The 13,133-nt window shown below is 71.7% G+C and carries 13 protein-coding genes; 4 read left to right on the top strand and 9 right to left on the bottom strand.

The features are described 5' to 3' along the window. Positions 1-6: 6 nt before the first annotated feature. Positions 7-2,184 (top strand): tetratricopeptide repeat protein, encoded by a 2,178-nt coding sequence (locus V1318_RS14740; protein ID WP_332940465.1) that lies wholly within the window; start codon positions 7-9, stop codon positions 2,182-2,184. Between the two features lie 21 nt (positions 2,185-2,205). On the opposite strand, the gene V1318_RS14745 is transcribed toward V1318_RS14740, so the two are convergent. After that, entirely contained in the window at positions 2,206-2,685 is a 480-nt protein-coding gene (locus V1318_RS14745) for a hypothetical protein (protein WP_332940466.1), read from the bottom strand. Between the two features lie 299 nt (positions 2,686-2,984). On the opposite strand from V1318_RS14745, the gene V1318_RS14750 reads away from it, so the two are divergent. Next, on the top strand, positions 2,985-3,314 hold the full coding sequence (locus tag V1318_RS14750) for a hypothetical protein (protein ID WP_332940467.1): 330 nt from the start codon (positions 2,985-2,987) through the stop codon (positions 3,312-3,314). Between the two features lie 36 nt (positions 3,315-3,350). On the opposite strand, the gene V1318_RS14755 is transcribed toward V1318_RS14750, so the two are convergent. From V1318_RS14755 to V1318_RS14765, 3 genes are all read right to left on the bottom strand, one after another. Then, positions 3,351-4,460 (bottom strand): hypothetical protein, encoded by a 1,110-nt coding sequence (locus V1318_RS14755; protein WP_332940468.1) that lies wholly within the window; start codon positions 4,458-4,460, stop codon positions 3,351-3,353. Positions 4,461-4,643: 183 nt separating this feature from the next. Continuing rightward, a complete protein-coding gene (locus V1318_RS14760; protein ID WP_332940469.1) occupies positions 4,644-5,339 on the bottom strand; it encodes a hypothetical protein in 696 nt (231 codons plus the stop codon). Positions 5,340-5,441: 102 nt separating this feature from the next. Continuing rightward, positions 5,442-7,379, bottom strand: a complete 1,938-nt coding sequence (locus V1318_RS14765) for an acetyl-CoA hydrolase/transferase C-terminal domain-containing protein (protein ID WP_332940470.1) — start codon at positions 7,377-7,379, stop codon at positions 5,442-5,444. Between the two features lie 84 nt (positions 7,380-7,463). On the opposite strand from V1318_RS14765, the gene V1318_RS14770 reads away from it, so the two are divergent. Next, the gene (locus V1318_RS14770; RefSeq protein ID WP_056179358.1) at positions 7,464-7,835 is read left to right on the top strand and encodes a BlaI/MecI/CopY family transcriptional regulator; all 372 of its coding nucleotides are present in this window, start codon (positions 7,464-7,466) and stop codon (positions 7,833-7,835) included. After that, the gene (locus V1318_RS14775; RefSeq protein WP_332940471.1) at positions 7,822-9,501 is read left to right on the top strand and encodes a TonB family protein; all 1,680 of its coding nucleotides are present in this window, start codon (positions 7,822-7,824) and stop codon (positions 9,499-9,501) included. The genes V1318_RS14770 and V1318_RS14775 overlap by 14 nt, the downstream gene beginning before the upstream one ends. Positions 9,502-9,534: 33 nt before the next feature. Here V1318_RS14775 and V1318_RS14780 read toward each other — a convergent pair whose 3' ends face one another. The 5 genes from V1318_RS14780 to V1318_RS14800 are packed head-to-tail and all read right to left on the bottom strand — an operon-like array spanning position 9,535 to position 13,105. After that, entirely contained in the window at positions 9,535-10,173 is a 639-nt protein-coding gene (locus V1318_RS14780) for an ATP-binding cassette domain-containing protein (RefSeq protein WP_332940472.1), read from the bottom strand. Continuing rightward, positions 10,170-10,862 carry a molybdate ABC transporter permease subunit gene (gene modB / locus V1318_RS14785; protein ID WP_332940473.1) on the bottom strand — a complete coding sequence of 231 codons (693 nt, stop codon included), beginning with the start codon at positions 10,860-10,862 and terminating at the stop codon, positions 10,170-10,172. Before modB ends, V1318_RS14780 begins: the two co-directional genes overlap by 4 nt. 13 nt (positions 10,863-10,875) lie before the next feature. Next, positions 10,876-11,661 (bottom strand): molybdate ABC transporter substrate-binding protein, encoded by a 786-nt coding sequence (gene modA, locus V1318_RS14790; protein ID WP_332940474.1) that lies wholly within the window; start codon positions 11,659-11,661, stop codon positions 10,876-10,878. A 51-nt stretch (positions 11,662-11,712) separates the two neighbouring features. Next, positions 11,713-12,234 (bottom strand): hypothetical protein, encoded by a 522-nt coding sequence (locus tag V1318_RS14795; protein WP_332940475.1) that lies wholly within the window; start codon positions 12,232-12,234, stop codon positions 11,713-11,715. Between the two features lie 7 nt (positions 12,235-12,241). Beyond that, the gene (locus V1318_RS14800) at positions 12,242-13,105 is read right to left on the bottom strand and encodes an MBL fold metallo-hydrolase (RefSeq protein ID WP_332940476.1); all 864 of its coding nucleotides are present in this window, start codon (positions 13,103-13,105) and stop codon (positions 12,242-12,244) included. Positions 13,106-13,133: the final 28 nt, after the last annotated feature.

Consider the following 13,133-nt stretch of genomic DNA (forward strand, 5'->3'; position numbering starts at 1 on the left):
CGCCGCTTGATCGCGGGCCCGGCGCAGGGACCGGCCGCACCGCCGCCGACAGGGCGGCGCCGCGGCCTCTCCCTGGCCGCGGCCTGCGCGATCGGATCATGCTTCGCTGCCGGCCTAGCGCTGGCGGCGCCTCCGCGCATCCTGTGCGACGCCGGTCCCTCGCGCGCGCTGCCGGATCCGGCGGCCTGCGCCAACCGGCTCGGCCTGGACGCGCAGACCGCCGCCACCCCCACCGGCGCCGCCCAGGCCCTGCTCGCGCAGGCGCGCGAACGCATCGGCGGCGGCCGCTTCGACGAGGCCGAACAGGCCCTGGACTGCACCGAGGCGACGATAGGCCGCGATCCCGACGGGGCCTTGCATTACGAACTGGTGCGCCAGCGCGGCGTGCTCGCCTATCGGCGCGAACGCATACCCGAGGCCTTGGCCCGCTTCGAATGCGCGCTCAAGCTGTCCAGCGCGCAGGAGGACCGCAGCGCGATCGCGCGCGATCTCAAGAACGTCGGCAGCGCGCTGCGCCGGCTCGGCGATTTTCGCGGCGCCCTGCGCAGCCTGACCGAGAGCCTGCGCATGCAGCGCGACCAGGGCGAAGTCGGCGGCGCCGTGCTCAACAACATCGCCGACGTCTACCGCGAACTCGACGACCCCGACGAGGCGATCCATCACTACCGTCAGGCCCTGGCGGCGTTCCGCGCCCAGGACAACCGCGTCGAAGCCGGGCACGTGCTGGAAAGCCTGGCCGAACTCAGCCTGGACCGCGGCGACGCCGCGCAGGCGCAGCGCTGGTTGCGCGAGGCCTTGCAGACCTATCGCCAGGCCGGCAACCGCGCTTACGAATTGCGCGTCTACGCCGGGCTGATGCGCACCGCGCTGTCGCGCGCCGACCTCGCGCAGGCGCGGCTATGGCGGCAGGCCGCATTCGCGATCGCCGGCGAGCACAAGCTCGATCCGCCGGCCGGTCTGCAGCTGCAGGTCGCGCGCAGCGAACGCCTGGAAGGCCGCGCCGATGCGGCCGCGCAACGCCTGCGCGACGCGCTCGCGGCGCTGCCCGACGGAAGCGTGGAGCGCATCGCGCTGCTGGAGGAACTGTCGCTGGCGCAGGAGGCCGCGGGCGACCGCGGCGCCGCGATCGCGACCCTGCGCAGTGCGCACGAACGCGAGCGCGTGCTCAGCCGCGCCCAGCAGGACCGCCAGCTGGGCTGGCTGCGCACCCGCTTCGAAACCGCCGAGCGCGACCGCACCATCGCCGCGCTGGAAACCGAGAACCGGTTGCGCCGCGGCGAACTGCGCCAGCGCACTTTGCTGCTGTGGTTGACCCTGGCCGCGAGCCTGGCCGCGGCGCTGGCGCTGGGTCTGCTGTGGATGCGCCGGCGCCAGCGCGCGCGCCTGCTGGACGCCGCGCGCCAGGTGCGCGAGGAAGAGGCGCTGGCGCGCTACCGCCGCGAAGCCGATGCCTTGGCCGAGGATCGCAGCCTGCTGCAGGCCTTGCTCGACAGCCGCCAGGACGCGGTCTGCCTGGTCGACGCCGAGGGCCAGGTGCTGGCCGCCAACCGCGCCGCTTGCGAGCTGCTCGATGCCGACGCCCTGTCGCCGGTGGGCCAGGCCCTGGCCGACCATCTGGCCGAGGCCGATCGCGAGGCCTGGACGGCGGCGCTGGAACGCATGGAAGACGCCAGCGAACAGACCCTGGCCTGCGCGCGCCGCGACGGCGCGGTCCGCCTGCAGGCCCAGCTCACGCCCTGGCAGCGCGGCGACGGCCTGATCGTGCTCGGGCTGCGCGAGGACTCCGCGAGCGCGCCCGCGCTGGCCGCGTTCGCGCAGGTCGCGACCAACCCCGAGGACTCCGCCCACGACGCGCGCATGCGCGAGGATTTCCGGCGCGCGCTGGTGGAACTGATGCTGGCGGTGGTCGAGACCTGGGAGCGCAGCACCGGCAGCAGCCGCCTGGAGCTGGCGGAGAAGAGCCGCATCTGGCGCATCACCGTCGACGACGGCCGCCTGCGTGTGCGCGCGATGGAACGCTACCTCACCCTGTCGCGGCTGCCGCAGCGGCCGCGCTGGCGCGACGTACTGCGCTCGGCCTACTACGTGCTCAGCCACTGCGCCCTGTCGGCGCCCGAGCGCGAGGACCTGCAGCGCCGGGTCGACGCGGCGCTGGCCTATACCCGCCGCCGCGCCCTGGTTTGAGCGCTGTCTTCGGCGCCGGTCTCAGCGATCCGTCAGCAGCGGCTCGGCCTCGACCCGGTTGTCGACGCAGACCACGCACACGCCCTGCAGGTTGCCGTCCTTGAAGCGGTACAGGTCGTGGTGCGAGCCGTTGTCCGGATCGAAATCGGCCGGACTCTGCACGAACGGCACGGGCTGCTGGCCGGAGGCATCCGTGGATTTGACGCCCAGCGCCGAGCACTGGTCGTGCGCGGCTTGGTTGGCCCAGTACCACTCGTCGACGATGCCGCAGGTCTTCTCCGGCACGCAGTAGCTGGCGCCGCTCTCGCCCAGCAGCGGGGCGTGCTCGCTGCGGTACTGCGCCAGCGCCAGCGGCGACAGGCTGAAGCTGCTGACGATCTTGGGCGAGGTGTTCGGATCCAGGCACCAGTTCTTGTTCTTGGCCAAGGGATCGTGGGCCTGGGCGCAGGTGGCGAACAGCAGGCTCAGGCCGAGCAGGCAGGGCAGCGTATGGCGCGTCATGGCTCGATCATGGGTGTGGATGACCCGCTCAGTGTAGGCGCGGCCCGGTCCGCGGCTCCAACGGTTTCGGGGGCACAAACGGGGTACGAATCCGCGCCAAGCGATTGATTCTTCGACGCATCGGGGCGATTCCTTCCCGCCGCGGTCCGGTTTGATCCCGTGCGCGTACTGGCCGCGCGGCACGACCGCTCCTAGCGTGATCCGGCCCGGTCAGCCGCGATCCCCGCGATCGCGCCGCTGGCCCCGCGACCCGCACCGTCCAACCGCCGTCGCCACGGCGGTCCCACCTGGAGATCGATATGAAGCTCAAGCTGTTCAACCTGGCCCTGATGACCACCGTGCTGCTCGGCGCCAGCCTCGCCGCCGATCCCGCCGTCGCCGCCAACGGCGTCCCCGGCCGGGTCGTCCACGACCGCGACGATCCGGTCGGCACCGGCAACTGGCGCGGCAGCTACTACACCGAGTACACCGTGTGGGGCGACGGCATCGAACACATCGGCGAGGTCGGCACCACCTTCCGCACCGGCCACGACGTCTACGGCACTTCGTACGAGAGCTGCCACACCGCGCTGCTCGCGCAGGCGACCGCCGCCTACGCCGCCGGCTGGACCGATTGCACGCAGCTGTAATCGTCAGGGGGATCGCGCGCCGCCCCGCGGCCGCGATCAGCCGGCGGGCCGTTCGCCGCGCACGGTGACGCGTTGCGGCGGCTCGTCGGTCTCGAGCCGGCCGGGGTAGCGGTCGTACTCGGACATGGGGCTGTCCTGCGCGCAGCGCGCGTCGGGGAAACCGTAGCGCTGGCGCAGGGTCAGCCCGCATTCGGCCATGGCCTGGAAGGCCTGGCCGACCTGCATGCATTGCTTGTCGAAATCGCGCCGGAACGCATCGCGGCGGCGCATGAAGTCCTCGCCGCATTTGCGCCCGACCCTGATCCGGTCCAGGTCGTCCTGGGCGGCGTTGGTGCCGGCCAGGCCGTACTCCTTGAGCTCGGCCTCACTGAGGATGCGCAGGTCGCGGTTGGCCACCGTCATCATCTGGTCGGCCACCGCGGTGGCGACGCCGTTGCGTTCCAGGTAATCGCGCACCTGGCTGTTGATCGCCTTGAGCTCGGCGCTGAGTTCGGCGCGCGAGGTGGCGGTGGAGCGGTCGCGGATCAGGCGGTGGATGCCGACCTTGCCCGAAATCGAACGGGTATCGCCCGCGGCCAGGACCAGCACGCAGGCGCTGTGGCATTGCGAGTCGTCGCGGATCCAGATCGCCCAATGCGACTCGGCGATCGAGTCGCCGGCGCGGATCGCTTCCTCGACGTGGCCGCCGGTCGAGTCCAGGTCGAGGATGCGGGTCGGGATCTCCATGCGGTCGGCCATCGCCGCCACGCGTTGGATCAGGGCGGTGAAGCCGGCGCCGATCTTGCCGCGGTAGCGCACCCGCACCATGCCCTGCGGCTGGCAGTCGCGCAGCGCGTCGACCAGGCTGAAGAACTCCAGTGAGGTCAGCGCTTCGCCGTCGCCGTGCTTGGCGTAGTCGTACTCGCAGCTGATCGAGGCTTCGCCGGAGTCGAGCTTGGCCGGCGGCCAGTAGGTGCCCTTGAGCGAATCCGTCTTGCCCGGCGGCCGGACGTTGGCGGGCGCGGCGGGACGGTCGCCGGACTGGTCGCCGATGGTGACCGCCTCGGCCCCGGGCCTCGCATCGTCGCCGTCCGCCGTCCGCTGGCAGGCCACGGCCGCCAGGCACAGCGCCAGCAGACCCGATGCGAACAGCCACCTCTTCGACATGCCTTGCTCGTCCTGGTTACGGTTGCGGCCGCCGCGCGCCCTGCAGGTCGCGACGGTCGGCAGGGGATTGGACCGCGCGGCCGGCCGCGAGTTTCAAGCGCCGACCCCGCCATGATCGCGCGGGCAGGATGAACGCGAGCGTGATCCTGCGGCGCCGTGGACGGCGGCGCCGGCTTGGCCGCTTCAGGAGGCCGGCGGACGCGGCGTGTCGTAACGCTTGAAGTAGCGGTGGTGGCGCATGTGGTCGTGGCGTTGGCCGATCGCGAAATAGGCCTTGCCGCCGCGGCGCCCGGGCTGCAGGCAGGGCAGCTCGTGCTGGGCCTCGGGGTTGTTGGTGTAGTAGGCCGGAATCTTGTCGATGTAGCGGCTCAGCATTTGCGGCCCGCACTCGACGTCGTTGTAGCGGTCGAAGCCGAAGCGCGGATGGCCGATGTTGAAGTCGTCGACGCAGACCACGCCGTTCTCGATCAGCGCCAGCTCGCGTTCCAGCGGCCAGGCGTCGTACCAGTGCGCGTCCAGGTAGTACAGCGGGCAGCGGAACTGGTCGCGGAACTTGGCGATCAGGTCCGGCGAATCCAGCTTCTCGACATGGGTGTGCGGCATGAAGCCGACCCGGCGCTGGACCACGTCGACATAGCGGTCGACCACGTCGCAGGTGACGATGTTGAGGTGCGGATAGGCGCGCGCGAGATATTCGGTGGTGTCGCCGACGTTGGAGCCGGTCTCGATGATCGCGTCGCATTGGTAGCGTTCGATCAGGTAATCGAATTCCAGCGCCGTGGTGACGTCGAAACCGAACGGGCCGCCGTCGTCGCTGAGCTCGGCTGCGCCCAGGCGTACGGTGCGATAGAAATGCTTGTAGACGTTATCGGACGACATCCGCGACGCGCTCCCCCGAGCCTGGTCCGTGGCTTGAGTATAAGCGTCGTTCGGCGCGGGCTGCGCATCGTCTTGGCGCCTCGGCGCCGAAACCGGCCGGGCTCAGGGCGCGCGGGTCTCGCGCAGGGCCAGCGCCAGCAGGCGCGCCAGCAGGCGCTCGCCCAGGCCGGCGGGAGCGGCCAGGTCCATGCGCGCCAGGGCCTCGGCGTCGTCGCCGCGCGCGCCGGCCAGGGCGCGCGCGATCGTGGCCAGCTTGCCGCCGCGGCTGGCGGTGGCGGCCTTGAGCCAGCCCAGCGCACGCACCAGGCGTTGCTCGACCGCGGTGAAATCGCTGCCCAGCGGGTAGTCGGGCAGCAGGCCGTCGCGACGCAGCGGCGCCAGCGCCTGGCGCAGCTGCTCGGGCGCGTTGCGCCGCGTCGGCGCGGCCAAGCGCCGGTCCGCGCCCAGCTTGCCCTCGCGGCGCGCGGTGTCGAGCAGGCCGTCGCGGTAGCGCGCATCGGCGATCGCGGCCATCGCCAGCACGCAGTCCTCGTCGGCCCGTCCGCGCAGGTCGGCGATGCCGTACTCGCTGATGTAGATATCGCGCAGGTGGCGCGGGATGGTGGTGTGGCCGTAGTTCCAGACCAGGTTGGAACGGTTCGCGCCGTCGGCGTCGCGGGTCGCGCGCAGCATCAGCACCGAGCGCGCGTCGGGCAGGGCGTGGGCCATGGCGACGAAGTTGTACTGGCCGCCCACGCCCGACACGACCCGGCCGTCGGCGAGGCCGTCGGACACCGCCGCGCCCAGCGCGGTCGCCATCATGCAGGTGTTGAAGAAGCGCGCGTCGCGGCGTTGCAGGCGCTCCAGCGCTTCATGGCCGCCGTAGAGCTCGTTGACCTCGCTGATGCGACGCATGCCGATGCCGCGGCGCTGGTCCTCGGGCAGGTGGCGCAGCCAGTCGTAGAACTCGGGCGAGCCCAGGTAGAAACCGCCGTGCAGGTACTCGCCGTCGCGCTCCAGGGCGGCGCGGTCGGCCTCGTCGGCGCTGCCGTCGGCGAGGCGCCGCATCAGCGCTTCGTCGTCGACCACCTTGCGCCGGATCACCCCGACTTCGACCAGGCGCCGGAAGCCTTCGTTGATCATCTCGCTGCAGCCGTACAGGCCGATCGCGAACGGCGCCAGGTCCTCGCGCGCGGCCAGGGCCGGATCCAGCGCCGCCAGCACGCGCCGGTAGCCGGCGTTGTCGGCGTGGCGCAGCGCCAGCGCATGGCAGAGCGCGTCGGCGAGCGCGCCGATGCCGATCTGCAGGGTGCCGCCGTCGCGCACCAGGGTGCTGGCGTAGAAGCCGATCGCATAGTCGGCGTCGGTGACCGGCTGGCGCGGCAGGCCGAACAGTTTTGGGTGCGGGCCGGGCGGGGTCAGCACCACGTCGAAGTAGTCCTCGGCAACGGTGGCGCTGCCGCCCAGCCACGGCAGTTCCGGGTCGACCTCGGCGATCAGCAGCGGCCGCGGCAGGCCGCGCGCGACGATCGCGTCGACCGCGTCCTGGGTCAGGTCGGTATTGCACGACAGCGACAGGCGGCTATCGCCGTCGCGGCGCGCGACCTTCTGCACGATCGCATTGACGCCGCGGTCGGCGAGCGCGCGCGCGACATGCGTGTAATTGAGGCTGGCGTAGCGTTGCTGCGCCGGCGGCGAATGCAGCAGCGCGCCGGACTGCAGATAGAACTCCTCGATCTCGACGTTCGCGGGCAGGGCGTCGCGCTTGAGCGCGGCCACGTAGCTCAGGCGCGGAAAGTCGTCGCCGAAGTGTCGGCTCGCGAACGGCGCGACGAAGCGCCCCTCCAGGCCCTGGCCGGCGCCGGGCGGATCCAGCGACAGCGCGGTGTACAGGTGCAGCATTCGCGAGGGCTCGGCCTGGACGCGTGCGTAGATCGCGTTCAACAGGCGATGCGGCTTGCCCAGGCCCAGCGGCGCGCCCAGGTGCAGCGGGCCCTGGATGCGGGACAGCAGGAAATCGACGGCGTCGTCGACGCGTTCGTAGCGGGCGGGTGCGGTCATGGCCGCAGTATCGCATCGGCGCGGCGGTAGGCTTGACATGGGCGATTACGGGTGTAATCTCAGGAAAAATTACGGATGTAAACGATGCAGATCAGCGAAGCCGAATCGGTGGTGATGGACGTGCTCTGGCGCGAGCATCCGCTCGCCGCCGAGGACGTGGTCGCGGCCCTGGCCCAGCGCCAGGACTGGCAGGAGGCGACCATCAAGACTCTGCTCAACCGGCTCTTGAACAAGGGCGCGGTGCGCGCGGAGAAGCAGGGCCGTCGGTATTTGTACGCGCCGGTGCTCAAGCGCGAGGACTGGGTGCTGGAGGAAAGCCAGGGCCTGCTGCAGCGCCTGTTCGACGGCCGCGTCGCGCCGCTGGTCGCGCATTTCAGCGAGCAGCGCAAGCTCAGCCGCAAGGACATCGCCGAACTGCGCAAGCTGCTGGAGGAGCTCGACGATGAGCAGCGCTGAGATCGCCGCCGTGCTGTTGGAAACCGCGCTGGCGAGCAGCTTCGCGATCGCCGTGGTGCTGCTGTTGCGGCGCCCGCTGCGGCGCGGCTTCGGCGCGGCCGCCGCCTATGCGTTATGGGCGCTGGTGCCGGCGGCCGTGGCCGCGGTGCTGTTGCCGGCCGCGCCCGCGCGCATGCCGCTGGCCTTGCCGGTGCAGGCCGTGGTCCAGACTCCGCTGGCGATGGCCGCGCCGCAGGCGAGCGGCATCGCGCCGACCGCCGCGGTCCTGGCGGTCTGGCTGGCGGGCGCGCTGTCGGCCTTGGCCGCGTTGGCCTGGCAGCAGCGCCGTTTCGTGCGCGCGCTGGGCGTGCTGCGCCTGCGCGCCGACGGACTGCGCCAGGCCGATGCGGTGGCCGGCCTGCCGGCGGCGATCGGTTTGCTGCGGCCGATCATCGTCGTGCCCGAGGATTTCGAGCGGCGCTACAGCGTCGAACAGCAGGCGCTGATGCGCGCCCACGAGCGCGAGCACATCGCGCGCGGCGACCTGGCGCTCAACGCCGCGGTCGCGTTGCTGCGCTGCGTCTACTGGTTCAACCCTTTGCTGCACTACGCCGTGCGCCACTTCCACCACGACCAGGAACTGTCCTGCGATCAGCGCGTGGTCCGGCGCCATCCGCAGGCGCGTCGCGCCTATGGCGAAGCCATGCTCAAGACCCAGTTGGCCTCGCGCCCCGTGCCCCTGGGCTGCCATTGGGGCCACAGCCATCCGCTCAAGGAGAGGATCGAAATGCTCAAGCACGCCAACGTATCGCCGAAACGCTGGATCGCAGGCGCCGCCCTGGTCGCCCTGCTGGCCGCCGCTACCGGCGCGGCCGCCTGGTCGGCGCAGCCGCAACGCGCGCCGGCCGCGGCCGCATTGCCCGACGGCTATGCCTTGCTGAAGTTCGAGGTGCGCCTGGACGGCGGCGAGCCCAGCAGCTTCCGTGTGCTCGAACGCTACGGCCAACCCTTCGGCGTGAGCGGCGACGAAGGCGGTTCGAAGTGGTCGCTGCAGGGCCGGGTATCGCCCCTGGGCGAAGGGCGATCCTTGCTGGTGGCCTCGCTGCAACGCGACGGAAAGCCGGTCGGACAGCCGCGCCTGACGGTGCGCAACGGCGAACCGGCGCGCATCAGCATCGGCAGCGTGCGCGGTTCGAGCAACGCCGAAGTGCTGCAAGGCATCGACATGACGGTGACCGTCAGCGCCGCTGCGGATGCGCGGCCCGCCGCCCAGCCGCGACCCGTCGCCGAACCGCGGGCCGTGGTCGAACCCGCGCCGAGGCCGGTCGCCAACCCGCATGCGCAGACCATGGAGCTGACCGCCGCGGCGTATGGCGCGTTGTCGCCGCCGCCGTACCCGAAGGGCCGCAAGGTCAACGGGCGCGTGCTGCTGGAGATCCAGGTCGGCGGCGACGGCGGCGCGCAGCAGGTCCGGCTGGCGCAAAGTTCGGGCGATGCCGAGCTCGACGCCAGCACCGTCGAGGCCGCGCGCAAGTGGCGCTTCCAGCCCGCGACCCAGGACGGCCGGCCGGTGGCGTCGTGGGTGCAGGTGCCGGTCGATTTCGCCGCCGCTTCCGGTCCGACCGCGGGGGCGTCGTCCGACCTGTCGGCGGTCGCCCTGGATCCGATCCGGGTGACGGACGAATGATCGCGGCCGCCTGGCGGCGCGCATCGATTCGGGCTACGCGCCGACGATGTGGACCTCGTCGGCGATGCGCCGCACTTCGTCGGGGTAATGACTGACGTAGATCATCGGCAGGGCGACCTCGTCGCGCACGCGCTGCAGGTAGGGCAGCAGTTCGTCGCGGCGATTCATGTCCAGCATCGACAGCGGCTCGTCCAGCAACAGGATCTGCGGCTGCGACAGCAGGGCCCGGCCCAGGGCCACGCGCTGCATCTCGCCGCCGGACAGCCCGGCGGTGGAACGCGACAACAGCGCGCCGATGCCGAGCAGTTCGACGATCGCATCGAGCTGGAAACGCGGCGCCGCGCGCGCCTCGCCGCGCAGGCCGTAGAGCAGGTTGCGGCGCACGTCCAGGTGCGGGAACAGGCGCGCGTCCTGGAACACGTAGCCGATCCGGCGCCGGTGCGCGGGCAGGTCGATGCCGGCCTCGGCGTCGAACAGGCAGCGCCCGCCGATCTCGATGCGGCCGCGCTGCGGCCGCAGCAGGCCGGCGATGGCGTGCAGCAGCGAGGTCTTGCCGGCGCCGGAATCGCCGACCAGGGCGATCACGCGGCGTTCGCTGCGGATGCTCACGCTGCGCTCGAAGGCGCCGCGGCGCACGCTGAAATCGAGCAGATGGGTCGGCGCCGCGCTCATGCCTGGGTCTCGCGGCGCTGGCGCTGCACCAGCCATTCCGACAGCAGCACCGCGGCGAACGAGATCGCCACCGCGACCACGGTCAGCCGCCACAGCCCGGACTCGGCGCCGGGCACCTGCAACATGCCGTAGATCGCCGACGACAGGGTCTGGGTTTCGCCGGGAATATTGGACACGAAGGTGATGGTGGCGCCGAACTCGCCCAGGGCCTTGGCGAAGGCCAGCACCGCGCCGGCGATCACGCCGGGCAGGGCCAGCGGCAAGGTCATGCCGAAGAACACCCGCCAGGGATTGGCGCCCAGCGTGGCCGCGGCCTGTTCCAGGCGGCGGTCGACGGCTTCGATCGAGAGCCGGATCGCGCGCACCATCAGCGGAAAGCCCATGATCGCGCATGCCAACGCGGCGCCGGTCCAGCGGAACGCGAAGCTGAAGCCGAAGGTCTCGGACAGGAAGCGGCCGATCGGGCCCTGATTGCCGAACAGGATCAGCAGCACGTAGCCGGTGACCACCGGCGGCAGCACCAGCGGCAGGTACAGCATCGCGTCGAACAGCAGCTTGCCGGGGAAGGTCTTGCGCGCGAGCAGCCAGCCCATGGCCACGCCCAGCGGCAGGCTGAGCAGCACCGCCACGCTCGCGACCTTGAGGCTGAGCGCGATCGCGGTCAGTTCGGCGGGGCTGAAATCGAACATGCGCCGGTCGCGCTTACTTCAGCACGGCGAAGCCGTGGCGGCGGAACAGGGTCGCGGCGGGCGCGGTCTGCAGCCAGCGCACGAACGCCGCCGCCTGCGGATGGGCGCTGGTGCGGATGCGCGCGACCGGATAGACGATGGCCGGGTGGCTCGCGGCCGGGAAGGTCGCCAACACGCGCACGTTCGGTTCGGCGCGCGCGTCGCTGGCGTAGACCACGCCCAGCGGCGCCTCGCCGCGCGCGACCAGCATCAGCGCCGCGCGCACGTTCTCGGCCTCGGCGACCCTGGGCCGCAATTGCGCCCACACGCCCAGCGATTCGAAGGATGCGCGCGCGTACTTGCCGGCCGGCACGCTCGCGGTCAGGGCCAGGGCCAGGCGGCCATCGCCGAGCAGCGGGCGCAGATCGACCCCGGGTTCGAGTTTCAGCGGTTTGGCCGCGCTGTGCTCGGGCGCGATCAGCACCAGGCTGTTGCCGAGCAGGTTGCGCCGGCTGGCCGCGTCGATCAGCTTGCGTTGCTGCAGGTAGTCCATCCAGTCCAGGTCGGCGGACAGGAACACGTCGGCCGGCGCGCCCTGTTCGATCTGGCGCGCCAGCGCCGAGCTGGCGGCGTAGGACACCCGCAGCGGCTGGCCGGTTCGGGCTTCGTAGGCGACCGCGGCTTCGTCCAGCGATTCCTTGAGGCTGGCGGCGGCGAACACGGTGATCGGTTCGGGCTTGGGCGGCGCGGCGAACGCACCGCTCGCCGGCAGGGCGAAGGCGCAGAACGCGGCGAGCCAGCGGCGGCGCGACAGCAGCATGACGGACTCCGGTGGGCTACGGCGGCAGCGTAACGCGAAAAGCGAGGAGCCCTAAGGCGCGTCGATCACTCGGATCGACTCGATCTGACGCACCCAGCGCGCGGGCCGCGATTCGCCCGGTGCGATCAGGCGCCAGGGGCCGTCGTCGGCATCGAGGGCGGCGCCGTCGCAGCGATCGGTCAGCACCACCTCGCGCGCGCCCAGGCTGGGGTCGAGTTCGGCCAGGGAGTAGGCGGCGCGGTAGCCGTCGCGCGCCGAGACCACCACCACGCGCGCCAGCTGCGCACCGCGCAGCGGTTCTTCCGGCATCGCCCCGGACGCACGCAACAACGCCGCCAGCGACACGCCTTCGCAGCTCAGGGTCTTGCCGTGCGCGCTGGCGGTGACGGTCGTGCGCGGCAGGCCCGCGATCCGCGCCGCATCCAGGGCGACGTCGATCGGGGCCATGCGCTGCGGCGGGTCGGAGGCATGCGCATGCGCGCTCTTCTCGGGCTCCGCGGCGGCGGCGCCCAGGGACCAGGCCAGGCTCAGGGACAGGCAGACGATCGCGAGCGGCGTGCGGATCGGACGCATGACGGCCTCAGAGTTGGTTGAGCGGGATCTTGAGATAGCGTACGCCGTTGTCCTCGGCCTCGGGCAGCGCGCCCGCGCGCAGGTTGACCTGCAGGGCCGGCAGGATCAGCGCCGGTACGGCCAGGGTCGCGTCGCGCGCCTCGCGCATGCGCACGAAGTCGGCTTCGCCGGTATCGCCGCGTACGTGGATGTTGCTGCGCTTCTGTTCGCCGATGCTGGTTTCGCACAGCGGCGCGCGGCCGCCGGGGCCGTAGTCGTGGCAGACGTAGACGCGGGTGGCGTCGGGCAGTTCGTACAGGTGGCGGATCGAGGCGTACAGCATGGCCGCGTCGCCGCCCGGGAAATCGCAGCGCGCGGTGCCGCTGTCGGGCATGAACAGCGAATCGCCCACGAACACGGCGTCGCCGATGCGATAGGCCAGGCTGTCGAGGGTGTGGCCGGGCACGGCGATGGTGCGCGCGCGCAGGTCGCCGATCGCGAAGTCTTCCTCGTCCTCGAACAGATGGTCGAACTGGCTGCCGTCGGCTTCGATCTTGGCGTCCAGGCCCAGCACCGGCACGAAGGTGCGCTGCACTTCGCGGATGCGCCGGCCGATCGCGATGCGCGCATGCGGCAGGCGCTGCTTCAGCCAATGCGCGGCGCTGAGGTGATCGGCGTGCGCATGCGTTTCCAGCAGCCAGCGCACGTCGGCGCCGCGGGCCTGCGCGGCGTCCAGGATCGCCTGCGCCGATGCGCCGCCGGTGCGACCGGAGCGGGCGTCGTAGTCGAGCACCGGGTCGACGATCGCGGCCTGCGACGTCCCCGGGTCCACCACCAGGTAGCTCCAGGTCCCGGTGTCGGCATGATGGAAGGACTGCACCTGCGGGGACATCGGATTCCTCTTGCTGCAGCGTCCGTGC

It is taken from the genome of Lysobacter sp. CCNWLW3, assembly GCF_036697405.1.
Lineage (GTDB): Bacteria > Pseudomonadota > Gammaproteobacteria > Xanthomonadales > Xanthomonadaceae > Lysobacter.

Coding starts and splice junctions, on each gene's coding strand:
- V1318_RS14745 (WP_332940466.1), bottom strand. CDS start 2,685: ATGACGCGCCATACGCTGCCCTGCCTGCTCGGCCTGAGCCTGCTGTTC.
- V1318_RS14750 (WP_332940467.1), top strand. CDS start 2,985: ATGAAGCTCAAGCTGTTCAACCTGGCCCTGATGACCACCGTGCTGCTC.
- V1318_RS14755 (WP_332940468.1), bottom strand. CDS start 4,460: ATGTCGAAGAGGTGGCTGTTCGCATCGGGTCTGCTGGCGCTGTGCCTG.
- V1318_RS14760 (WP_332940469.1), bottom strand. CDS start 5,339: ATGTCGTCCGATAACGTCTACAAGCATTTCTATCGCACCGTACGCCTG.
- V1318_RS14765 (WP_332940470.1), bottom strand. CDS start 7,379: ATGACCGCACCCGCCCGCTACGAACGCGTCGACGACGCCGTCGATTTC.
- V1318_RS14770 (WP_056179358.1), top strand. CDS start 7,464: ATGCAGATCAGCGAAGCCGAATCGGTGGTGATGGACGTGCTCTGGCGC.
- V1318_RS14775 (WP_332940471.1), top strand. CDS start 7,822: ATGAGCAGCGCTGAGATCGCCGCCGTGCTGTTGGAAACCGCGCTGGCG.
- V1318_RS14780 (WP_332940472.1), bottom strand. CDS start 10,173: ATGAGCGCGGCGCCGACCCATCTGCTCGATTTCAGCGTGCGCCGCGGC.
- modB (WP_332940473.1), bottom strand. CDS start 10,862: ATGTTCGATTTCAGCCCCGCCGAACTGACCGCGATCGCGCTCAGCCTC.
- modA (WP_332940474.1), bottom strand. CDS start 11,661: ATGCTGCTGTCGCGCCGCCGCTGGCTCGCCGCGTTCTGCGCCTTCGCC.
- V1318_RS14795 (WP_332940475.1), bottom strand. CDS start 12,234: ATGCGTCCGATCCGCACGCCGCTCGCGATCGTCTGCCTGTCCCTGAGC.
- V1318_RS14800 (WP_332940476.1), bottom strand. CDS start 13,105: ATGTCCCCGCAGGTGCAGTCCTTCCATCATGCCGACACCGGGACCTGG.